Origin of the sequence: Comamonas sp. 23 (genome assembly GCF_049601575.1) — a bacterium.
In the GTDB taxonomy this organism is placed as follows: Bacteria; Pseudomonadota; Gammaproteobacteria; order Burkholderiales; family Burkholderiaceae_C; genus Comamonas; species Comamonas squillarum.
The window spans coordinates 3,578,890-3,601,230 of the sequence record NZ_CP187127.1 but is presented as its reverse complement, the minus strand read 5'-3'; the positions used below and the strand labels follow the sequence as shown (position 1 = coordinate 3,601,230).

20 protein-coding genes are annotated in these 22,341 nt (G+C 63.9%); 10 read left to right on the top strand and 10 right to left on the bottom strand.

From position 1 onward, the window contains the following. Positions 1 to 359 precede the first annotated feature (359 nt). The 5 genes from ACPEE1_RS16355 to ACPEE1_RS16335 all read left to right on the top strand — a co-directional run bounded on the left by ACPEE1_RS16355 (position 360) and on the right by ACPEE1_RS16335 (position 3,856). Positions 360 to 569 (top strand): CsbD family protein, encoded by a 210-nt coding sequence (locus tag ACPEE1_RS16355; RefSeq protein ID WP_116924995.1) that lies wholly within the window; start codon positions 360 to 362, stop codon positions 567 to 569. 106 nt (positions 570 to 675) lie between these two features. After that, on the top strand, positions 676 to 1,176 hold the full coding sequence (locus tag ACPEE1_RS16350; protein WP_116924996.1) for an MgtC/SapB family protein: 501 nt from the start codon (positions 676 to 678) through the stop codon (positions 1,174 to 1,176). A 133-nt stretch (positions 1,177 to 1,309) separates the two neighbouring features. After that, a complete protein-coding gene (locus ACPEE1_RS16345) occupies positions 1,310 to 1,915 on the top strand; it encodes a lipocalin family protein (protein WP_260719169.1) in 606 nt (201 codons plus the stop codon). Positions 1,916 to 2,172: 257 nt separating this feature from the next. Further along, positions 2,173 to 3,015 carry a siderophore-interacting protein gene (locus ACPEE1_RS16340; protein WP_423933926.1) on the top strand — a complete coding sequence of 281 codons (843 nt, stop codon included), beginning with the start codon at positions 2,173 to 2,175 and terminating at the stop codon, positions 3,013 to 3,015. A 193-nt stretch (positions 3,016 to 3,208) separates the two neighbouring features. Continuing rightward, positions 3,209 to 3,856: a LysE family translocator gene (locus ACPEE1_RS16335; protein WP_423933923.1), complete on the top strand. Its 648-nt coding sequence runs from the start codon at positions 3,209 to 3,211 to the stop codon at positions 3,854 to 3,856. A gap of 109 nt (positions 3,857 to 3,965) precedes the next feature. Here the strand turns inward: ACPEE1_RS16335 and ACPEE1_RS16330 are convergent, their stop codons facing one another. The 4 genes from ACPEE1_RS16330 to ACPEE1_RS16315 form a co-directional block, all read right to left on the bottom strand. Further along, entirely contained in the window at positions 3,966 to 4,955 is a 990-nt protein-coding gene (locus ACPEE1_RS16330) for a hypothetical protein (protein ID WP_423933920.1), read from the bottom strand. Then, entirely contained in the window at positions 4,952 to 5,524 is a 573-nt protein-coding gene (locus ACPEE1_RS16325) for a sigma-70 family RNA polymerase sigma factor (protein ID WP_260719173.1), read from the bottom strand. The genes ACPEE1_RS16330 and ACPEE1_RS16325 overlap by 4 nt, the downstream gene beginning before the upstream one ends. 91 nt (positions 5,525 to 5,615) lie before the next feature. Next, the gene (locus tag ACPEE1_RS16320; protein ID WP_423933916.1) at positions 5,616 to 6,566 is read right to left on the bottom strand and encodes a hypothetical protein; all 951 of its coding nucleotides are present in this window, start codon (positions 6,564 to 6,566) and stop codon (positions 5,616 to 5,618) included. A 151-nt stretch (positions 6,567 to 6,717) separates the two neighbouring features. Then, entirely contained in the window at positions 6,718 to 7,929 is a 1,212-nt protein-coding gene (locus tag ACPEE1_RS16315; protein ID WP_027010617.1) for an ABC transporter substrate-binding protein, read from the bottom strand. 212 nt (positions 7,930 to 8,141) lie between these two features. Here ACPEE1_RS16315 and ACPEE1_RS16310 point away from each other — a divergent pair, with 212 nt between their 5' ends. Both ACPEE1_RS16310 and ACPEE1_RS16305 read left to right on the top strand, forming a co-directional pair. Then, entirely contained in the window at positions 8,142 to 8,420 is a 279-nt protein-coding gene (locus ACPEE1_RS16310; protein WP_423933913.1) for a hypothetical protein, read from the top strand. Beyond that, positions 8,404 to 10,440: a VC_2705 family sodium/solute symporter gene (locus ACPEE1_RS16305; protein ID WP_116925003.1), complete on the top strand. Its 2,037-nt coding sequence runs from the start codon at positions 8,404 to 8,406 to the stop codon at positions 10,438 to 10,440. Before ACPEE1_RS16310 ends, ACPEE1_RS16305 begins: the two co-directional genes overlap by 17 nt. Positions 10,441 to 10,540: 100 nt before the next feature. Here ACPEE1_RS16305 and ACPEE1_RS16300 read toward each other — a convergent pair whose 3' ends face one another. The 5 genes from ACPEE1_RS16300 to dnaG form a co-directional block, all read right to left on the bottom strand. Further along, the gene (locus tag ACPEE1_RS16300) at positions 10,541 to 10,894 is read right to left on the bottom strand and encodes an FKBP-type peptidyl-prolyl cis-trans isomerase (protein ID WP_116925004.1); all 354 of its coding nucleotides are present in this window, start codon (positions 10,892 to 10,894) and stop codon (positions 10,541 to 10,543) included. A 113-nt stretch (positions 10,895 to 11,007) separates the two neighbouring features. Further along, the gene (locus tag ACPEE1_RS16295) at positions 11,008 to 11,313 is read right to left on the bottom strand and encodes a winged helix-turn-helix transcriptional regulator (RefSeq protein ID WP_027010615.1); all 306 of its coding nucleotides are present in this window, start codon (positions 11,311 to 11,313) and stop codon (positions 11,008 to 11,010) included. Between the two features lie 318 nt (positions 11,314 to 11,631). Next, positions 11,632 to 12,462, bottom strand: a complete 831-nt coding sequence (fdhD, locus tag ACPEE1_RS16290) for a formate dehydrogenase accessory sulfurtransferase FdhD (protein WP_116925005.1) — start codon at positions 12,460 to 12,462, stop codon at positions 11,632 to 11,634. 140 nt (positions 12,463 to 12,602) lie between these two features. Further along, on the bottom strand, positions 12,603 to 15,068 hold the full coding sequence (rpoD, locus tag ACPEE1_RS16285; protein WP_116925006.1) for an RNA polymerase sigma factor RpoD: 2,466 nt from the start codon (positions 15,066 to 15,068) through the stop codon (positions 12,603 to 12,605). 351 nt (positions 15,069 to 15,419) lie between these two features. After that, positions 15,420 to 17,483, bottom strand: a complete 2,064-nt coding sequence (gene dnaG / locus ACPEE1_RS16280; RefSeq protein ID WP_232539571.1) for a DNA primase — start codon at positions 17,481 to 17,483, stop codon at positions 15,420 to 15,422. Between the two features lie 136 nt (positions 17,484 to 17,619). On the opposite strand from dnaG, the gene ACPEE1_RS16275 reads away from it, so the two are divergent. Next, entirely contained in the window at positions 17,620 to 19,266 is a 1,647-nt protein-coding gene (locus tag ACPEE1_RS16275) for an acyl-CoA synthetase (protein WP_423933908.1), read from the top strand. A 77-nt stretch (positions 19,267 to 19,343) separates the two neighbouring features. On the opposite strand, the gene ACPEE1_RS16270 is transcribed toward ACPEE1_RS16275, so the two are convergent. Beyond that, complete coding sequence (locus tag ACPEE1_RS16270) at positions 19,344 to 21,161, bottom strand: glutamine--tRNA ligase/YqeY domain fusion protein (RefSeq protein ID WP_260719178.1); 1,818 nt, start codon at positions 21,159 to 21,161, stop codon at positions 19,344 to 19,346. 207 nt (positions 21,162 to 21,368) lie between these two features. Here ACPEE1_RS16270 and ACPEE1_RS16265 point away from each other — a divergent pair, with 207 nt between their 5' ends. Continuing rightward, complete coding sequence (locus ACPEE1_RS16265) at positions 21,369 to 21,716, top strand: hypothetical protein (protein WP_423933905.1); 348 nt, start codon at positions 21,369 to 21,371, stop codon at positions 21,714 to 21,716. 157 nt (positions 21,717 to 21,873) lie between these two features. Continuing rightward, positions 21,874 to 22,335: a type II 3-dehydroquinate dehydratase gene (aroQ, locus tag ACPEE1_RS16260; RefSeq protein ID WP_423933902.1), complete on the top strand. Its 462-nt coding sequence runs from the start codon at positions 21,874 to 21,876 to the stop codon at positions 22,333 to 22,335. Positions 22,336 to 22,341: the final 6 nt, after the last annotated feature.

Genomic DNA, 22,341 nt, shown 5'->3' with positions numbered 1-22,341 from the left:
AATTCGGTCCTTTTCATAACGGGCTTGAATCTCTTCTTGGCTCAGTGCCTGAGCCGGAAGGGGTTTGGATGCATAAGTCATGGCTTTCAACTCCTTGAATATCGCTGGAATGCCGGTTCTATGCGAGGCCGCTCCTCGTCGCCACCCCCAGTATGCGCTTTACAAGATGTACTGGGTATGGAATGGCCATAGACAAAGCCATGCTCTGTTGTATAGGGGGCGCAAATCCGCCGTGTTCGCCACGCTGTGGGAGAGTCCCTACGGTAATGCTGCTTGCACGACTGCAATGCGGGGGCCGTGAGGGTGTGACACTGGAACCACACAAGCCGATTAACCCGCAAACCCGCAAGGAGTGACAGATGAACGAAGACACGATCAAAGGCAACTGGAAGCAATTCAAGGGCAAGGTCCAAGAGCAGTGGGGCAAGCTGACCAATGATGATCTGGACGTGGTCGACGGCAAGCGCGAGCAGCTGGTGGGCCGCATCCAAGAGCGTGAAGGTATTGCGAAAGATGCTGCCGAGCAGCAGGTCAAGGATTGGGAAACCAAGAACAATTACCGCTGGTAATTCAAGCAGCCTCCCTGGCTTTTGCGAGGGAGGTCTTTTTACTTTCTGCATGCAGGCGGCCATGGAACGTGGCCGCCTTGCTGCGTGATGCACCAAGGCCCGAGCCATGAATGCTTCTGACTCCGCGTTCCAAACCATCATTCACACCATCGCTGGCGAGCTGTCTGATCTGACCGATCTGGCGCAGGCCACGCGCATCATTTTCAAGCTGCTGCTTGCGGCCCTGCTGGGTGGCATGCTGGGCTATGAAAGAGAGGCCAGCGGCAAGGCTGCCGGCCTGCGCACGCACATGCTGGTGGCCATGGGGGCGGCCACCTTTTTGGCCGTGGCGCAACTGATGGGCATGACGCCGATGGACTCCAGCCGGGTGATCCAGGGGCTGATTGCTGGCGTGGGCTTTTTGGGAGCGGGCGCCATCTTGAAACCCGCCAAGGAAAACACCGAGGATGTGAAGGGCCTGACCACCGCCGCAGGCATTTGGTTCACCGCAGCGATAGGCATGGCGGTGGGCGCAGGTGAAGAGGCCGCTGCCATTTTGTGCACCTTGTTTGCGCTCTTTGTGCTGATGGTGCTGCCCAAGAATGTGGTGCCCAAAAAAGGCAATTGATGCGCCGCTGCAGGGCGCGCGGTGCAGACCCTGACGCCTTGTCGGAATGCACCTAGGCCGCTGCCGTGGCAAGGCCTACGCAGGCCGCTTGCCATCGGCGGTACAAAAGGGTTTTGTTGGAAGGAACCCTCTTATGCGCCGCACACCTGAGGCATCGGCCTCCTCCAGAACCTCCTCCTTGCCGCTGGCCATGGCCTTGACGGCTGCAGTGTCTGCGCTGTGGTACACCGGCCAGCGGGTGAGGGTGCCCAAGAATGTTCGCCCTGTGCAGGACTTCGATGTCCGGCAGTACATGGGCCACTGGTATGAGCTGGCACGGATTGACTATGTGTTTGAGCGCGGACTGACCTCATGCACCGCAGACTACTTGTTGCAAGACAATGGCACGGTGCAGGTCACCAATCGCGGTTTTGACCCGGAGCGTGGCCAATGGAAGTCGGCAACTGCGGTGGCCAAGCTGCTGTCCGGCCCGGAACTGGGCTCGCTGAAGGTGTCGTTCTTTCGCCCTTTATATGCCGGCTACCATGTGGTCTATGTCGACCATGATGCAGGACACGCCGTGGTGGTCGGTGATGCGGCCAAGTACGCCTGGATTCTGTCGCGCACGCCGAGCATCGATGAAGCTACCTACACACGCCTGGTGGCCATCGCCGCCAGCAATGGGGTCGATGCCCATCGGCTGATCCGGGTGCCGCATGGCGCGGCGCTGGAGATGGTCGAGAGCAGCAAGGCGGCGTAAGATCAGTGCATAGCTGGCTGCAAAGGCTGCGTGAAAGGTATGGGTATTAAATGATATTCATTCTCAACTGGTTTATGATCCCGCCATCGAGAGCGTCAGCCACAGCGCGGCTCTTTGCATCCGTTTCATCGTGGGGCGACCCGGGACCTCAGCGTCTCCAAGGTCGTTTTTGCTAGCCACCGGCAGGCCCTTGCGGTCTGTCAGCCAGCCAAGCTCTTTTCTCCACGCACTCGATGGCCCATGCGGTCTGTGTATCGATGTCCCATTCCTCCGCTTCTCCCAACCCATCTTCCAGCCCAGTGGCCGCGCAGGCGCCTCGCGACCAGGAGCACCAGATCGATGCCACCATCGTCTCGCTGCAGCGCCCGTCGCCCCACACCTTGCGGGTGGGCATGCATCTGGGCGATGTCGGCAACGACCCGGTCTGGGATGAGGCGAATGTGGCTTTCCGTGTGTACCCGGATCTTCAGGCACCTGCGGTCTCGCGCGTCTATACCGTGCGAAGCTTTGCGCCGCACAGCCGCTGCGCCGAGTTTGATGTGGTGATGCATGGCGGCGACAGCCCCATGATGCGCTGGGCCGCGCAGGCTGCCATTGGCCAGCAGGTACGGCTGACAGGCCCCCGCGTCAACATCGTGCTGCCCGACGCCAAGGGCCGGCCTGTGGCGCTGTTTTGTGATGATTCGGGCCTGCCCGCGCTCTACTCGATCTTGCAACGCTGGCCCGCAGGGCTGGGCGGCGTAGGCTGGATTGCCAGCGACGATCTGCATGGGATTGCAGAGCTGCCACGGGTGGCTGGCCTGCAGCTGCAGCGCTTGCCAGGGCATGGGCGCGACCCGTTGCTGCAGCAGGCGCGCCAGTTGGCGGGCGCAGCTGGCCATGTGATCTGGGGCGCGGGTGAGCGCGATGAGATGCGCGCGATGCGCAAATACTTCCAGTCGGAGCTGGGCATGGACAAGGCCGATGTGTCGATTGCTGGCTACTGGAAGCGTGGCGCGAGCAATACCGAAATCGATGCCGAACGCCAAAGCGCGTACCAAAAATTCACCGCCGCTGGCGGCAAGCTGGCGGACTGGGATGACCTGGGGATTGCGATTTAACGCCAGGGCGATGTAAGCACGCGCCAGCCGCATTCACCCACCGGGCGAGCGGCCCGGTTTTTTATCGGCGGATGGGCGCTGGCGCTGCTTGGCAAGTGACTGCCCAATACATTGAATTGCGCGGTGCTTCGCGGCACAATCGCGCTTTTTGCCCTGCACTGCAGGCGCGCGTTCTTCCCGCTCTCTGCTGCCCATGTCTGAACTCAATCTTTCGCTGGTGTTTCTGTTTGCGCTGTCGGTCATTACCTTGCTGATCACCCCGGGCCCCGTGACCTTGCTGGTGGCCCGAGCGGGCCTCGTGGGCGGCATGCGCCATGCGTTTGCCACCATTTGTGGCACCAACCTGGCATCGCTGGTGCTGATTTTTCTGTCGGCGCTGCTGATCAAGGGCTTGCTGGTTATCGATGAATCTGCGTTCAAGCTGGTGCGCCTGGCCGGCTGCCTCTACATTGTCTGGATTGCCTGGGGCATGATCCGCGACGCCTGGGTGATGGATGCCCAGCCCGGCAGGGCCATGACTGCGGAACCGGCCACCGGCAGCCAGCAAGGCGGCTTCAGCCAGGGCTTTATCCTTGGTGTCTCCAACCCCAAGGACATCATTTTCTTTGCCTCGTTCTTGCCTCAGTTCATGGGCGTGTTGCCTGCGCCCGACCACAGCCTGGCGGTGCTGACCGTTGTCTGGGTGGTGCTGGATTTCAGCATGCTGGGCCTCATTGCGCTCCTGGTGCGCAGCTTGATTTCGCCCGCCCGCGAAAAGCGCATCTTGCTGGTGGCCTCCTGCCTGCTGCTGGCCATTGGCGTTGCCGGTTTTGGCTATGGGCTTTATGACCTGATGGCTTAGATCCGCCTAAATCCAGTGCCGCTTCTTCGCTAATCTTCGCTGATACCAAGCCAACAGGCCTGCGACATGCAGGCCTGTTTTTTATGTCTGCACACTGCTTGGCGGGGACTCAGCGGCTGTCCACTGGCTGCGCAGGCTCTGCCTCATGGGCGGGCGCAGGGCGGCATACCGGCAGCGGCGCAGGTGCTGGCAGGCCAGCGGCCAGGGCCTTGTCATAGGCCTGGATGCGGCGGCGCTGCTCGGCCAGGGCCTGGGGGGCCAGATCGGGGCTGCATGGGGGCAGGGTAGGTGCCGCAGCAGACAGTGCGGAGGCGGCTTCTGATGCAGCCGGTGCTGCAGCCATCGGTGGCGCTGGCCGTTCGGCCGCGCGTTTTTCTTCGGCCGCCTGCGTTCTGGCAGCGGGTGGAACAGCAGGGTATGCGGGTGCAACGGCGGCTGCAGCGGGTGCCGCAGGTGCTGGCATCGGCGGCGCTACCGGCGTAGGCGCGGCTGCCGACGGCATGCGGCGCTCTGCCTGCGGCACAGGTGCGATGGCTGGCGCGGGGCCGGTGTTGGCGCTGCTTGCGCCTGCGCCAGCCGCAGAAGCGGGGGCAGGCGCGTGCGCTGCGTCGGCGGCAGGGCTTGCAGCCTTTTCCATCGGTGCCGCTTCGCTGCGCATCTTGGCGCTGGCGGGGCTCGCCGCCCTGTCAGTACCAGCAGGTGCGGCGGGCGCTGCGGGCGCGCTAGGTGGCGGAGGCGGTGCCGATGCAGCGCTGGGCGCGCTGTCCATTTGGGGCGCCTCCAGCTGCGGCGCGCCAGGCTCATTCAGGTGCTGCAGCGCCAGCCAGCTGACCAGGCCAATGGCGGCCAGGCTGCCCAGGGCCTGCAGCCACCAGCGGCGGTCATTGGCGGCTTCGCCTCGGAAGTGCTGGCCTTGCTGGCCGCTGCTGTCCAGACCGGCCGGTGTAGCGGCTGGCCTGAGGCCCTGTGCGGCTTTGGCGCGCGCATGGGCCAGGATCTGCGCCGTGCTGGCGTCACTCGGGCCGGCGTCCTGCGCGCTGGCCTCGCGGTACAGGTCGACCAGGGCATCGGGCCGCTTGGGGTCTTGCGGTGTGTTCATGCGGTCACCTCGATGGCCTGGCGCAGTTTGGCGCGGGCATAGCGCAAGCGGCTTTTGGCGGTTTCCTGGGTCACCTGCGTAGCCGCGGCAATGTCGGCCACCGACATATCGGCCTCGGCCTGCAGCAAAAAGGCCTCGCGCTGTTCGGGCGGCAACTGGGCCAGGGCAGCGAGCAAAGCACGCGCCAGGTCCTTGCGGCCTTGCAGGCGCTCGGGGTCAAAGCCGGAGTTGGCAAACAAGGTCTCGGCCAGGCGCATGCCTTCGCTGTCCTCTTCATCGAGGCTGCGGTGGGCTTTGTGGCGGCGCCAGTGGTCCACCAGTTTGTGGTGGGCCAGGGTAAACGCCCAGGTCATGAACTGCGCCTGGGGTTGGTAGCGCTGGGCGCCATCGACCACGGCAAACCAGGTCTCCTGCGCCAGGTCATCGGCGAGCGCAGCATTGCCGGTATTGCGGAAAAAATAGCGCCACAGGCGCTGGCTGTGGCGTTGGTAGAGCTGCTCAAACGCCGCGACTTGGCCGCCGGCGTAGGCCAGCATCAGCGCTTGGTCGTCTTGCAGTGCATCTACCATGCGGCAGATTATGCAAAAGCCTGCGCCCGCTGGTGGCCCATGTGGAGAAAATCGCACGCCGCAGCACGGCGATGCCTGCGGCTGCTGGCCCTCAATAGGCAGGCGGATCAGGTACATAGCCAGAGGGCGATGCCGGAAAGGGGCGGGGCGCCGGCTGCACGGCGGGCTGCGGCGCGCGGATGACGCCCTGGGCCACCAGGTTGGCATAGCTGTCGTAGCGTATGCGGATGATCTGCGCCGGGCTGCTGCTGGCGCTGTGGAACTCGGTGGTCCGTGTGGCGGAGCGCTCCAGCGCGCCATGGCCGGTGCCCAGGCGCGGTGCCACCGGCGTGGGCGCGGCGGCCGGCGCGCTGGCCTGGCGCGATTCTGCGGCGGCCGAGGCACTGAGGGCCGCAGATGCCGCAGGAGCGGCTGTGGGCGGCTGCACCGAGGCGCTGGGCATCGCAGGCGCTGCACTATCGGCGATGCTGGCTTCGGCAGCCGGTGCCGTGCTTTTTTGCGCGGCACTGTTGCGTGCGATCGGGGGCTGGGGCAGGGGGGCGCGCTCGCGGAACACCGCGACGCCGATCACGCCGATATCTCGCGGCCGGCCGGTGCGTGCGGCATAAGCGTCTTCGCTGTGCGAGAAATAGAAGGCCGCCACCTGCTGGTCGCTCTTGCGCCAGCCTGCAATGGCCCATTGCTGGCCGCTGCCCAGCACATAGCCATCGTCGGGCACGGCTGCGGCGGCCTGGCCGCTGATGGCGTTGATGCCATCAATGCTGAGCACGGTCAGGATGCGGCCCCGGCTGCGGTTGTTGATATCGACCGCATAGCTGCTGCCCGGCTGGCCCGCCACCCAGTATTCGCCCTGGTGGTAGTACAGCGGCAGGCGCTGGCCGCTGCTGCGGTCAATGATCTGCACATCGGCCAGCTGGCTGGCCTGTGCGGGCAGGCTGCCCAGCAGGATGCTGGCAAGCAGGGCCCATGCGGCCAGTGCGTGGAGGGTACGGGGCTTGCGTGCGCGGCACGAAGCAGGGGCGGGGGGGAGGATGGTGTGCATGGCAGGGCGCTGCAGAAGTGGTGGTCTGCCCTGAATCGCGCTGCCCGCCCGCAAGGGGTTAAAAGGCCCCGCCCGCAATCGTATTTATTTGTAAGTCGCCTTGGCAGGTGCTTTCGCAGGCGCTCCCACGGCGCCTGCGCTGCAACCGCGCTTACTTCTGCGTGACCAGCGAGCAGGTGCTCTTGGACAGCGGCTGGAAGGCCTGTTCGCCCGGGATGGTGTCGAGGATCTTGTAGTAGTCCCAGGGGCCCTTGGATTCCTTGGGGGTCTTCATCTGCACCAGGAACATGTCATGCACCATGCGGCCATCCTCGCGCACATAGCCGTTTTGCGAGAACATGTCGTTGATCTTCATGGTCTTGAGCTGCTTGGTCACGGCCAGGCCGTCGTCGGTGCCCGCCGCCTCGATGGCCTTGAGGTACTGGGTGACGGCCGAGTAGACACTGGCCTGGTTCATCGAGGGCATCTTCTTCATGCGGGCCTGGTATTTTTTGGCCCATTCGCGCGAGGCATCGTTGCGGTCCCAGTAGAAAGCGGTCGCAAAGGTCAGGCCCTGGCCCAGCTCCAGCCCCATCGCATGGGCATCGTTGATGTAGATCAGCTGGGGCACAAAGGTGAGGTTCTTGGTCATGCCAAACTCACGCGCCGTCTTGATGGAGTTGACGGTGTCCTGCGTGGCATTGGCCAGCGCGATCACCTGCGCCTTGCTGGCCTGGGCCTGCATCATGAAGGACGAGAAATCGCTGGCATTGAAGGGGTGGTAGACGGTGCCCAGCACCTTGCCGCCTCCTTCCTTGACGAAGTCGGTGACCGTGGCTGCCGTTACCTTGCCGTAGGCGTAATCGACGGCCACGATGTACCAGTCCTTCTTGCCCTGGGCCAGGATACTTTGCACCGCCGACTTGCCCAGCGAGTACGAATCGACCGTGTAGTGGATCGAGGTGGGGCCGCAGAATTCATTGGTCAGCCCGGTGGACAGTGCGCCCGTGCTGATGGCGACCTTGCCGCGCTCCTTGGCCATCGTGAACACCGCGCCGGCGATGGCCGAGTTGTTGATGTCGACGATCATGTCCACACCTTCGGCATCCCACCACTGGCGTGCCTTGGTGCCGCCGATATCGGCCTTGTTCTGGTGGTCGGCAAAGACCACTTCCACCGGCTTGCCCAGTACCTTGGCGCCAAAGTCTTCGACCGCCATCTTGGCCGCCTCGACCGAGCCTTTGCCGCCCGAGTCTGCGTACTGGCCCGACATGTCGCTGAGCACGCCGATCCTGACCTTGTCATCGGAGATGCCGGCGGCCTGGACGGCCAAGGTGGCGCATGCCAGCAAGCTGGCAGCAGCGGTGGATGTGCGAAGGGTCATGCTTGTCTCCTGTCTGTTTTTTGTCGTCGTTGGCAGTGCCCGGCTTTGCTGCAGCGCGGCCCAAGCCTGTGCAGGCATTATCAAAAGCGATGTCGCGGGCGATCACGGTGCTTCCCCTAAGGCGCTGGGCAAACCAGTCCCATCTGCGACAAAATGCAAGAATGCGGGCTGCAGCCTGCTGCTGTCTCAGTCATTCGGCTTGAAAGGCCCCGATGGATTCCTCGCACCCCAACCCTGCCCCTTTTGAACCCATGCCACTCAACGCGATGAAGCTGCTGGTCTTGCTGGTGCTGGTGCTCAGCACCTTTGGCGGCCTGTACTGGGCGCCCGAGATCGATGCGATCTGGGGCAATGGCACGGCCTACCTCTATGGGGCATCGGTGCTGCCGGTGCTGTATGTGCTGCTGGTTGCCGGCTACGCCTTGTACATGCGCCGCCATCCGGAGAAAGACGTGCAGGTTGCCCGCAGTCATCATGGCACGAAACCATAAGTTCTTTGTGCTGTACCTGCTGGGCCTGGGCTGCTTCATCGGCCTGGTGGCCTGGGCCGAGCGCGCCGGTCTGTCGCGCCAGTGGATCGGCCCGCTCTTTCTGTTTGTGCCGGTGATGATGTATGCGGCCATTGGCGTCTGGGGGCGCACGGCCGATTCGGAGGAGTACTATGTCGCGGGGCGCCGCATTCCGCCGCTCTACAACGGCATGGCCACTGCGGCCGACTGGATGAGCGCGGCGTCCTTTTTATCGCTGTCGGGCGCGCTGTATTTGCAGGGCTTTGCCGGCACCAGCCAGCAAGCCGGGGGGCTGGCCTACCTGCTGGGCTGGAGCGGCGGCTTTGTGCTGGTGGCGCTGCTGATTGCGCCGCAGCTGCGTGCGCTCAATCTCTACACCTTGCCCGATTTTTTCCAGCTGCGTTATGGCGGGCGCTGGCCGCGCGTGATTGCCGCTGTCGCTGCGGTGATGTGCTCGTTTTCCTATGTGGTGGCGCAGATCTATGCGGTGGGCCTGATCGCCTCGCGGCTGACCGGCGTGCAGTTCGAGATCGGCATCATGCTGGGGCTGGGCGGCGTGCTGGTCTGCTCCTTTCTGGGCGGCATGCGTGCCATCACCTGGACCCAGGTCGCGCAGTATGTGATGATCCTGCTGGCCTTTCTGATTCCGGTCTCCTGGCTGGCCTACCAGCGCCTGGGCAGCCCGGTCGCCGCCGTGGCCTACACCCAGGATCTGGGCAAGATCGCCGAGTACGAGAAGGGGCTGCTGAGCGATTCGGCCGAGCGCGATGTGGAGCTGGTGTTTTTGCAAAAGGGCATGCTGTATGAATCGCGGCTGCGCAATATTCCCGCCGCACTGGAGGCCGAGCGCACGCGCCTGCAGGAGAAGGTGCAGCAGCTGCGCATCAGCAATGCTGACCTGAACCAGGTGCTGGCCGCCGGGCGGGAGCTGGCAGCGCTGCCGCAGGACGAGACCAGCGCGCGCGAGCTGTGGACGGCGGCGATGCGCGAGAACTATGCCCGCGCCCAGCCGCTGGGCGGCATGCCGCAGCACACCTTGCCCTATGCGCCGATGCTGGGCTCGGAGCAAAGCGCGCAGGAGCAAGAGAGCCTGTCGCGGCGCAACTTCATGGCGCTGATGTTCTGCCTGATGCTGGGCACCGCCGGCCTGCCGCATTTGCTCACCCGCTACTACACCTTGCCCAGCCCGGCTGCCGCGCGCAGCTCGGTGGTCTGGACCTTGTTCTTTGTGGTGCTGCTCTACACCAGTGCGCCCGCGCTCGCCGCCCTGGTCAAGCTGGAGGTGATGCAAGGCCTGGTGGGCAGCCATTTCGATGCGCTGCCGGCCTGGATTGCGCAGTGGACACGCATGGACAACGCCTTGCTGTCGATCGAGGATGTGAACGGCGACGGCATTGTGCAGTGGGGTGAGATCCATCTGGGCGCTGACCTGATCATGCTGGCCACGCCCGAGCTGGGCGGCCTGCCATTTGTGGTCTCGGGCCTGGTGGCGGCCGGCGGGCTGGCCGCTGCGCTATCGACAGCCGATGGTCTGCTGCTGACCATCAGCAATGCGCTGGTGCGCGATCTCTACCTGGTCGAGCGGGGCAAGTCGGTCACGCCGCAGCAGCGCGTGATTCTGTCCAAGTTCACCTTGCTGCTGGTGGCGCTTGCGGCCGCGGCCGTCGCCTCGGTGCGCAGCTCGGGCATTTTGGTGCTGGTGTCGGCCTCGTTCTCGATCGCTGCAGCGGCCTTTGTGCCAGCCATGCTGCTGGGCCTGTACTGGCGCGGCGCTACGCGGCGGGGCGCTGTCTGCGGCATGGCAGCGGGCCTGGGCATCACCTTGTACTACATGGTCGTCAACATGCCGATCAACAGCCTGGCGCCCGGGGCGCAGGCCTCGGCCCATCTGTGGTGGGGCATCCAGCCCACGCTGGCCGCGGTGTTTGGCGTGCCATTGGGCGTGTTCGTGACCTGGGCGGTGAGCTGCTGCACCCGGCAGTCCGAGCCCCTCGCCAAATAGCCTCCACTAGGCGGGCCCGGATATGAAAAAACTGCACAGGTTGGGCGCCATGTGCAGTTTTTGGGAAGGTGTAGATCACAGGCCAGGGGGCCTGCGTTGCTTAGACCTTCAGCAGTTCCACGTCAAACTTGAGCGTGGCGTTGGGAGGAATCACGCCGCCTGCGCCGCGTGCACCATAGCCCAATTCAGCGGGGATGATCAGCGTGCGCTTGCCGCCCACCTTCATGCCCTGCACGCCTTCGTCCCAGCCCTTGATGACCATGCCGGCGCCCAGGGGGAACACGAAGGGGTCATTGCGGTCCTTGCTGGAGTCGAACTTGGCGCCTTGCTCGCCATTGTTGAAGAGCCAGCCGGTGTAGTGCACGGTGACTTGTTGGCCCTTGGCCGCTTCGGCGCCGGTGCCAACTTCCGTGTCTTCGTACTGCAGGCCGGAGGGGGTGGTGACGGTGGTCATGTAAATCCTTTGTGAGTGCTTTGCTACCAGCAGCGATCATACCCGCCTGCCAAACACAGAGCCCGCACAAGGCGGGCTCCAGGGGGCAAAAAAGGGCTTCGGCGGGCGGGAATTTACTTCTTGGTCTGCGCCGCCACCCAGCGCGTGGCAAAGGCCTGCACGTCGGACAGGCGCTTGAGCAGGTCTTGCCCGGAGGGGGTGACCGTGTAGCCATCGCTGTTGTGGTCGAGAAAGCCGGCCTCGCGCAGCTCCTTGATGCGGGTGTTGAGCGTGTTGGGCGTGATGCCGCCCACGCTGTCTTGCAGCAAGCGGAAGGTCTGGGGATGTCCGTCCCGCAATGCCCAGAGCACACGCAAAGCGTAGCGGCACTCCAACCGCTCGAAGAGCTGGTTGATGGCGGTGTTTTCCTTGGCGCTCATGTAAGGGTCTCCTTGCGCTGTGTTGAGGAGCGAGGCCCAGGCCTTCGCATGCAAATCCACTGAGAGGGTGCGATCGGCGTCGCGGCAACATCTGCTACAAGTTTAATAGCTCTTCAGCCAAGATGTATAGGCGCAGCTGACGATTGGACCCAGGCGGCGGCGGAAGTGTTGTTCAATTGCTACGGTTTTTGAGTGTGCAAAGGCCGTCCGCAAGGCGCTGCAGCGCCGAAGTGGCACCGGTGCGCCGCCGGGCCAGCGCCCGGTTTTGCCGCTGTCTGGCACCCGTCTGGTGCCTGTTTGGTACCTGTCTGGAACTTGTCAGAGGGTGCTGTAGCGCACCACACGCGGGCCCCGGCACAGGCCAAACAGGCGCATACCGGCCTGGTTGGCCACCTGGATGGCGAGCGTGGTGGGCGCGGAGATGGTGGCCAGCACCGGCAGGCCCATGCGGGCGCATTTGCGCACCAGTTCGTAGCTGGCGCGGCTGGTCATCACCACCAAGCCGGGCTGGCCCAGCATCTGCTGGTGCGCCATATGGCCCAGCAGCTTGTCCAGCGCATTGTGGCGGCCTACGTCCTCCAGGGCGACCTGCAATTGCCCGGCCGGCGTGGCCCAGCCAGCGGCATGGACGGCGCCGGCCTGCTGGTTGAGCAGCTGCAGCTGGGGCAGCTGAGAAAACGCCGTCTGCAAGGCCGCCAGGTCCAGGTGCTGGGCCCAGTCGGGCAGCTGCGGCAGGGGCTCGGGCACCAGATCGAGGGCGTCCATCGAATCGATGCCGCAGATGCCGCAGCCAGTGCGGCCGGTGAGGGCGCGGCGCCGCTCCTTGAGGCGCACAAAGCAGCGGCTGGCGATCTGCATCTCCACGCTGATGCCCGGTGCTTCCGGGTCCGTGCCGCAGGGCGCCAGCGACTGCACCTCGATGCCATAGCAGTCGGCTGCCTGGTCGATGATGCCCTCGGACAGCGCAAAGCCCAGCGCAAACACCTCCAGGTCCTGCGGGCTGCACATCATCACCGCATGCGAGATGCCATTGAACACCAGCGCCACCGGCACTTCGGCCGCAACCGCATCCAGCCGCAAAAGCGCGCCCTCAGGCGTGATCACGGTGGCGGGCAGGGGCTGGACGGCGCGGGGCAGATCGGAAGGCATGGCGCTGATTGTGACGCAAAGCGAATGACGGCGTCTGCGCCGTGGGCAGTCTGCGCCCAAAAACAAACCCCGCCGAGGCGGGGTTGGGTGGGAAGATCCGGATCTTGCGATCCGCAGGTCTTGCAGGGCTGGGCAAGCGCTTAGATGAAGCTGCGCAGCTTGTCCGAGCGGCTGGGGTGCTTGAGCTTGCGCAGCGCCTTGGCTTCGATCTGGCGGATGCGCTCACGCGTCACGTCAAATTGCTTGCCCACTTCTTCCAAGGTGTGGTCGGTGGACATCTCGATACCGAAGCGCATGCGCAGCACCTTGGCTTCGCGCGGGGTCAGGCCATCGAGGATGTCCTTGACCACATCGCGCAGACCGGCCTGCATCGCTGCATCGACCGGCGCCGTGTTGGCGCTGTCTTCGATGAAGTCACCCAGGTGGCTGTCGTCATCATCACCGATCGGCGTTTCCATCGAGATCGGCTCTTTGGCGATCTTCATGATCTTGCGGATCTTGTCTTCCGGGATCTCCATCTTCTCGGCCAGGATGGAGGCATCGGGCTCAAAGCCGAACTCCTGCAAGTGCTGGCGGCTGATGCGGTTCATCTTGTTGATCGTCTCGATCATGTGCACCGGAATACGGATGGTACGGGCCTGGTCCGCAATCGAGCGCGTGATCGCCTGGCGAATCCACCAGGTCGCATAGGTCGAGAACTTGTAGCCGCGGCGGTATTCAAACTTGTCCACGGCCTTCATCAAGCCGATGTTGCCTTCCTGGATCAGATCCAGGAACTGCAGACCCCGGTTGGTGTACTTCTTGGCAATCGAGATCACCAGGCGCAAGTTCGCCTCGATCATTTCCTTCTTGGCATTGCGCGATGCGCGCTCGCCGTCGTTCATGCGCTTGTTGATGAGCTTGAGCTCATCGAGCGGCACAACGACGCGGGCTTGCAGATCGATCAGGTTCTGCTGCAGCTCTTGCACCGGCGGGATATTGCGGCCCATGATGGCGCTCCAGCTGTTGCCCGCTTGCGCTTCCTTCTCGATCCATTGCAGGTTGAGCAGGTTGGCAGGGAACAGCTGGATGAACTTCTCCTGGGGCAGACCGCACTTCTCGACAATGATCTTGCGCAGGGCACGCTCTTTCTGGCGCACGCTGTCGACCTGCTCGCGCAGCATGTCGCAGAGCTTTTCAATGGTCTTGGCGGTAAAGCGGATGGTCATCAGCTCGGCCGACAGCTGGTCCTGCACCTTGGTGTACTGGGACGAGCCGTAGCCGCTCTTGTCATAGGCCGCGTGCAGTTGCTCGAACAGCGACTGCAGCTTGGCAAAGCGCGACAGCGCCTCGTTCTTGAGCTCTTCGAGCTTCTTGGTCAGCGCCTTGGAGCCGCCCTTGCCGTCGTCGTCGTCCTCTTCGTCGTATTCGTCGAAGTCTTCTTCGGCCACGTAGTCGTCGTTTTCGTCGGCGTCGGAGAAGCCGTCCACCACGGTGGAGATGACCACCTTGCCTTCGCGGATCTCTTCGCCCATTGCCAGAATCTCGGCAATGGTCGCGGGCGATGCGCTGATGGCCAGCATCATGTCCTGCAGGCCGCCTTCGATGCGCTTGGCGATTTCAATTTCGCCTTCGCGCGTCAACAGCTCGACCGTGCCCATTTCACGCATGTACATGCGAACCGGGTCGGTCGTGCGGCCGAATTCGGAATCGACCGTCGACAAAGCCGCTTCGGCTTCTTCTTCGGCTTCTTCTTCGGTGGTGGCCGATTGACCGGTGTTGTTCAGCAGCAGGGTCTCTGCGTCGGGCGTCTGTTCGTAGACGGCCACGCCCATGTCGTTCAACATGGAGATCACCACTTCCAGCGTCTCGGCATCGACCAGCTTGTCGGGCAAGTGGTCGGAGATTTCGGCGTTGGTCAGGTAGCCGCGCGTCTTGCCCAGCTTGATCAGCGCTTTGAGGCGCTGGCGGCGGGTGGACATTTCCTCTTCGGTCAGCACGGCTTCGTCGAGGCCGAACTCCTTCATCAAGGCGCGTTCCTTGGCCTTGGAGACCTTCATGCGCAGCGGCTTGACCTTTTCGGTCGGCGCGTCTGGCGATGCGGAGACCTCTACGACCTCTTCGCTGTCGCCCGCGATGTCCTCTTCGATGTCCGAGAAATCGGTATCGTCGATATCTTCATCGCCCTTGTCCTTGGCTTTGGCCTTGGTGGTCTTGGCGGCGGTCTTGCGCGGCGCCTTGGGCTTGTCGTCTTCGGCCTTGGCGGTCTTGGCCTTGGTCGCAGTCTTGGTGGCGGCCTTGGCCTTCACCGGGGTATCTTCTTCGGCGGCTTCGCTTTTCTTGGCGGCACGCTTTTTGGGGGCGCCTGCATTGAGCAGGGCATCGGCTGCCTTGAGCAGTTCGGCCTGGGACAGGCGTTGTTTTTCGGACACGGAGCTAACCTTCTTCGTCGCTGCCTTGGCTGGGGTGGGCGCAGCACTGGCTTTTACGGTTTTGCCTGCTGCAGCAGTCGCGCGTTTGGCCGCCGGTTGGGCGGCAGGGCTGGCTGCTGTAGCTTTGGCACTTTTGGCCGCGCTGGTGGTAGTGGACGACTTGACGGACGACTTCGCGGACTTTGTAGCTGGCATGGACACCCTCAGAGCAAAGAGAACACACAAAGAAAACTGGCAAGCGCCATCACCGGCGCATTGAAACTGCAGCGGTAAAACGCAACAAAATGTGGCGAATAACGCGGCTGCACGAGGCGCTAAGCCTCAAGGCAAGATGTGGGGGCGAACATTTGGAATGCAGTCCTTGCGGTATTTTGGGCACTTGCGCTGGTGGCAAATCGCATGATTCTTCATACGGGCCCGGTCCGGAGGTGCTGCTGTCGCTCTTGCCGATGTGTCAAATATTATACCTTTTTGGCCAATGTCAAGGGCCTGTACGGCAATCGGGGCAAATATTTTTATATGCCCCCTGGCAATTTGGAGCCGCGCCTATTTATTGACCTGGCGCTTGAGCAGGCCGATGCGGTGGAAATTGCTCTGGTAGCGGCGCAGCGCCTGCGGATCGGAGGCCTGGGTAACCAGCTGGCGGTTTTGCTCCTCGAGCTGGTCGAGCACGATGCGGCTGAGGGAGTCGCGCAGCTCGGCGCGGATCTCATCGAGCGGGCCATCAATCTGGGCATGCTGGCCCCGCATCAGCGCGGTGGCAAAGGCCTCGACCGCATGGCCTCGCAGGTGCTCGCGCAGCACGGCCCAGGACTGGGCGCCGTGGCTGAGGAACTGCTGCTCGACCCAGGCGAACAGCGGCCCATGGGGGGCGGGCAGCTGGGCAAGGGTGGCGGCGTCTTCGGGCGAGAAATTCTCCAAAAATGCCATGTGCGACAGCAGCAGGCGCGCGGCCTGGTCTTCGCGGGTCACCGCTACGCTGGGCATTGGCGGTTGCGGCTCGGGGCGGGGCTGCCAGCCGCCTTTGCGGCCCCCCTGGCCGGGGCGCCACTCGCCACTTCGCTTGGTGTAGCCGTTGCCGCTGCCATGGGCGCCGCGCGGCTCGCCAAAGCTGTCGTTGCGCTGGCCGGGGTAGCGGTCCATGGCCGTGTCGCTGCCCCAGGGCGGCGCATCGCCATAGGCGGGCATGCTGTCAGCGCCCACCGGCGGGGCATCCCAGGAGGGCGCGTGGCGCGGGCCGCTGCTGGCCGCAGCCTGGCCAGCGCCGCTTTGGCGCGCCTGCTCTTGCGCAGTGGCCTTTTGCCACAGGCCTTCCAGCTCGGCGGCGGGCAACTGGGCCTTGTCGGCGATCTCACCGAGCAACTGGCGCTTGAGGGCGCCATCGGGCAGCAGGTTCCACAGCGGGCGGGCGTTGCTGGACATGCGGGCCCGGCCTTCGGCCTGGCCCAGGTCGCACAGCTCGCTGGCCGCTTCGAGCAAGAAGCGCGACAGCGGCGTGGCGTCATGCACATGGCGGGCAAAGGCGTCGGCGCCATATTCGCGCACAAAGCTGTCCGGGTCGTGCTCGGCGGGCAAGAAGAGAAACTTGATGCTACGGGTGTCGCTGGCATAGGCCAGCGCGCCATCGAGCGCCTTGCGGGCCGCGCGGCGGCCGGCGGCATCGCCGTCAAAGCTGAAGACGACGGTGTCGGTAAAGCGGAACAGCTTGTGCACATGGTCGGGCGTGCAGGCGGTGCCCAGGGTGGCCACCGCATTCGGAAAGCCGAGTTGGGCCAACGCCACGACATCCATATAGCCCTCGGTCACCAGCACATAGCCATGCTCGCGGATGGCGGTGCGGGCCTCAAACAGGCCATAGAGCTCGCGGCCCTTGTGGAAGACCGGGGTTTCGGGCGAGTTCAGGTATTTGGGCTTTTCATCGCCAAACACACGGCCGCCAAAGCCGATGCATTCGCCCTTGATATTGCGGATGGGGAACATCACCCGGTCGCGAAAGCGGTCGTAGCGCTTGCCTTCGCCGTCGTCCGATTCAATCACCAGGCCCGCTTCGACCAGCTTGGGATCGTCATAGGCGGGGAAGATACTCGCCAGGCTGCGCCAGCCCTCGGGCGCATAGCCCAGGCCAAAGCGCTTGGCGGTGACGCCGCTGACGCCCCGGCCTTTAAGGTAGGCAATAGCCTTGGGCGACTGCGACAGCTGCTTGCGGTAGGCGTCACCCGCTTTTTCGAGCAGGTCGGTGAGCGAGGCCTGCTTTTCGCGCGCCTGCGCCGCGCGCTCGCGCTGCTGAGGCGAGACATCGTCCTCGGGCACCGGCAGGCCCACGCTCTGGGCCAGGTCGGTCACCGCTTCGCGAAAGCCCATGCCGGTGTGATCCATCAGAAAACCGATGGCATTGCCGTTTTTGCCGCAGCCAAAGCAGTGGTAGAACTGCTTGGAGGGGCTGACGCTGAAGGAGGGCGATTTCTCGCCATGGAAGGGGCACAGCCCCATGAGGTTGGCGCCGCCTTTTTTCAGCTGCACATAGCGGCCGACCACATCGACAACGTCGACGCGGGAGAGCAGCTCCTGGATAAATGACTGGGGGATGGACACCCGGCTATTGTCGCGCATGCCGGGCTGCGCCGCCGCAGCGCCACCCCAATCTGCCCCCGGGTCAATGGCAAATCCCGGCTATCGGTCACGTGACAGCGTGCAATGTTCGTGTCAGCCGCTTGTGGCACAGTGTTTGCCGAGGAGACACGCACTGATGAACAGCATTTTTGACACCGGGCTCGAGCAAAACGGGGCCAACTACACCCCCATGACCCCGCTGGGCTTTATCGCCCGCAGCGCCGAGGTCTACCCCGAGCGCCTCGCCATCATCCATGGCGAGCTGCGCCAGACGTGGGCGCAGACCTATGCGCGCTGCCGCCAGCTGGCCAGCGCCTTGCAGCAGCATGGCATTGGCAAGAACGACACGGTGGCGGTGATGCTGCCCAACACGCCGCCGATGGTGGAGGCGCATTTTGGCGTGCCGATGGCAGGGGCCGTGCTCAACACCCTCAACACCCGGCTCGATCCGCAGACGATTGCCTTCATGCTCGAGCATGGCGAGGCCAAGGCGCTGATCGTGGACCCGGAATACGCCAGCGTCGTGGCCAAGGCCTTGGCGCTGCGCCAATCGCAGGCGCCCATCCTGCTGGTGGATGTGGAGGATGCGCTCTACGGCGAGGCCAGCGAGCGGCTGGGGAACCTCAGCTACGAGGCCTTGCTGGCCCAGGGCGATGCCGGTTTTGACTGGCAGCTGCCCGGCGATGAGTGGGACGCGATTGCGCTCAACTACACCAGCGGCACCACGGGCAACCCCAAGGGCGTTGTCTACCACCACCGGGGCGCGGCGGTGAATGCCATCAGCAATGTGCTGGAATGGGACATGCCCAAGTTTGCGGTCTACCTGTGGACCCTGCCGATGTTCCACTGCAATGGCTGGTGCTTTCCCTGGACGGTGGCGCTGCGCGCCGGCGTCAATGTCTGCCTGCGCCGGGTCGATGTACAGGCCATTTTTGCGGCGATCAAGCACCATGGCGTGAGCCATTACTGCGGCGCGCCGATTGTGCACAGCCTGCTGGTCAATGCGCCGGCGGCCTTGAAGGAAGGCGTGCCCGCTGGCGTCAAATGCATGGTGGCCGGTGCTGCGCCGCCTGCGGCCATGATCGAGGGCATGGAGCAGCTGGGCTTTGACCTGACCCATGTCTATGGGCTGACGGAGGTCTATGGCCCGGTGATGGTCTGCGCCCAGCAGCCCGACTGGCAGGGCATGGATGTGGGTGAGCGTGCCCGTCTCAACGCCCGCCAGGGCCTGCGCTACCACCTGCAGCGCGATGCCCAGGTGCGCGACCCGGAGACGCTGGCGCCGGTGCCGCAGGATGGCCAGACCATGGGCGAGATCATGCTGCGCGGCAATATCGCGATGAAGGGTTACCTGAAAAACCCCGAAGCCACGCAGGAGGCGTTTCGCGGTGGCTGGTTCCACACCGGTGACCTGGCGGTGCAGGACCCCGATGGCTATATCAAGATCAAGGACCGCAGCAAGGACATCATCATCTCGGGCGGCGAGAACATCTCGTCGATCGAGGTCGAGGATGTCCTCTACCGCCACCCCGCCGTGCTGGCTGCGGCCGTCGTGGCCAAGCCCGATGCGCGCTGGGGCGAGACGCCTTGCGCCTTTGTCGAGCTCAAGCCTGGCGCCCAGGTGAGCGCCGAGGACATCGTTGCCCACTGCAAAAAGCATTTGGCCGGCTTCAAGATCCCGCGTGCGGTGGTGTTTGGCGAGCTGCCCAAGACCAGCACCGGCAAGATCCAGAAGTTCGAGCTGCGCAAGCAGGCGGGGTCTGCAGACGCGATAGACAGCTGATCCGGCCTGAACACCCATGAAAAAACCCGCCGCAGCTTGCTGGGGCGAGTTGGGGTTCAGCGGATCAGGCCTGGCGCTTACTTGCCCCAGGAATCCTTCAAACCGGTGATCTTGTTGAACACCGGCTTGTCGCTGCGGTGGTCATGGCGGTCGGCCACAAAGTAGCCAAAGCGCTCGAACTGGAACTTGTCATCGGGCTGCGCAGCCTTGAGCGAGGGCTCGACATAGGCGGTCACGACCTTGAGGCTATCCGGGTTGAGCAGGGCCAGGAAGTCCTTGCCGCCGGCATCGGGCTGCGGATCGGTGAACAGGCGGTCATAGAGGCGCACTTCGGCTTGCACGCCATCGGCCACGCCCACCCAGGTGATGGCGGCCTTGACCTTGACGCTGTCCGCACCAGGGGTGCCGCTCTTGGTGTCGGGCACCACGGTGGCCAGCACCTTGGTGATCACGCCATCGGCATCCTTCTCGCAGCCGGTGCACTCGATCACATAGCCGCCCTTGAGGCGCACCTTGTTGCCGGGGAAGAGGCGCTTGTAGCCCTTGGGGGGCACTTCGGCAAAATCTTCGCGCTCGATCCAGACCTCGCGGCCCAGGCTGAAGTGGCGCTCAGGCGCGGCCTGGCCTTCTGCCGGGTGGGGCAGGGCGGGCAGGCTGCAGGCTTCGAGGTGCTCGGCACTGCCAAACACCTCGGCCCAGTTGCTCAGCTCCAGCTTGACCGGGTCCAGCACCACCATCGCACGGTGGGCCTGGTTCTCCAGGTCTTCGCGCAGGCAGCCGTCCAAGGTGGCGTAGTCGATCCAGGCGTAGTCCTTGGTGACACCAATGCGCTCGCAGAAATTGCGGATGGACGCGGGCGTGTAGCCACGGCGGCGCAGGCCGACGACGGTGGGCATGCGTGGGTCGTCCCAGCCGCTGACCAATTGGTTGTCCACCAGGTGCTTGAGCTTGCGCTTGCTGGTGATCACATAGGTCAGGTTCAGGCGCGAGAATTCGTACTGGCGCGGCTGGGGCGCATCGATCAGGCCGCCGCTGCGCAGGTGGTCCAGCAACCAGTCGTAGAAGGGGCGCTGGTCCTCGAACTCCAAGGTGCAGATCGAGTGGGTGATGTGCTCGTAGGCGTCCTCGATCGGGTGCGCAAAGGTGTACATCGGGTAGATGCACCATTGGTTGCCGGTATTGTGGTGCTCGGCATGGCGCACCCGGTAGATCGCAGGATCGCGCAGGTTGATATTGGGCGCCGTCATGTCGATCTTGGCGCGCAGCACGGCCGCGCCATCGGGCAGCTTGCCATCCTTCATGTCGGCAAAGCGCTCGAGGTTCTCGGCCACGCTGCGGTCGCGGAACGGGCTGTTGACGCCCGGGCGCGTGAAGTCGCCCCGGTTGGCGCGCATCTCGTCGGCCGACTGCTCGTCGACATAGGCCAGGCCTTGCTCGATCAGGTAGACCGCGCAACGGTACATGAAGTCGAAGTAGTTGCTGGCGTAGTAGAGGTTTTGCTCGCCGCTCGGGTCCTTCCAGTCAAAGCCCAGCCAGCGCACGGCATCGATGATGCCGTCCACATACTCCTGGTCTTCCTTTTCCGGGTTGGTGTCGTCAAAGCGCAGGTGGCAGACGCCGCCAAAGTCGCGTGCGAGACCAAAGTTCAGGCAGATCGACTTGGCGTGGCCCACGTGCAGGTAGCCGTTGGGCTCAGGCGGAAAGCGGGTGCGGATCTTGGCCTGGTCGATGGGGCCCTGCTGGTGGTGCTGGGCATCGCCAGGCGTACCACCCCAGTGGCGCTGGGCGTAGCTGCCTTTTTCGAGATCGGACTCGATGATTTGTCGCAGGAAATTGGTGGGTTTGACCACTTCGTCACTACCGTTGTGCGAAGCGCTCGGGGCAGGTGCATTCATAGTTGTGTATTCTAAGGGAGTACCCTGATGGCTGGAACGTATTGCGGTTTCTGGGGCTCTGACCCGAACTTGGGCATGCCATTTACGCTTTGCAACAGGATATCTTGTCTTGAAACCATAATTTGCAGAGCCTTTGGTATCTTTCTGCCTGCTTGCCGCGTTGAAAGTTCAATGACATTTTTCAGGGATTCTCGCAAGGAGATCAATATGCGCAATTCGATGCTGAAACAAGGCTCTCGCTGGGCCGCCGCTGCGGTGCTGACTGGCTTGGCGCTGATGAGCGCTGGCGCCCATGCCAGCCGGGTGTCCTGGTCGGTGGGTATCAACGTGCCCGCACCGGTGTACGTGGCCCCCGCGCCGGTGTACGCACCCCAGCCCGTCTATGTGGCGCCTACCCCTGTGTATGCACCCCAGCCGGTCTATGTGGCGCCGCCACCCCCTGCCGTGGTCTACCGCCCCGCACCCGTGTACCGCCCAGCGCCCGTGTACTACGGCCCACCTCCCGGCCGCTACTACCGCCACCATCGCCACGACCGCGATTACTACCGCTATTGAGCTGCATGGCAGCTTGCGCAACCGATGCCCTGGCCCGCCAGGGCTTTTTTATGGGTGCTTGCCGGGGGGGCCCAACCGCCCAGCTGTCGCTTGGGCTGTGCGCTGGGGCGCCGAATGCTCGGATAATCCACAGCTGTTGTCCGTTGTGGAAGCTGAGATGAAAACTGTTTTTGTACTGAACGGCCCGAACCTGAACCTGCTGGGCCTGCGCGAGCCCACCATCTATGGTGCCCACACCTTGGCCGATGTCGAGCAGCTGTGTGCCCAGGCGGCCGCCCGCAACCAGCTGGCGCTGCGTTTTCACCAGAGCAACCATGAAGGCGCGCTGATCGACTGGCTGCACGAGGCGGGCCAGCTGCAGCGCGAGGGCCAACTGGCCGGCGTGGTGCTCAATGCCGCGGCCTACACCCACACCAGCGTGGCCTTGATGGATGCGATCAAGGGCGCGGCGCTGCCGGTGATCGAGCTGCATATCAGCAACGTCCATGCCCGCGAGGCCTTCCGCCACCGTTCCTATATTGCGCCGGTGGCCAAGGCGGTCATCTGCGGCCTGGGGGTGCAGGGCTACAGCATTGCGATCGATGCGGTGGCCCAGGTACTGCTCGGACAGACCGCGTGAGCGTTG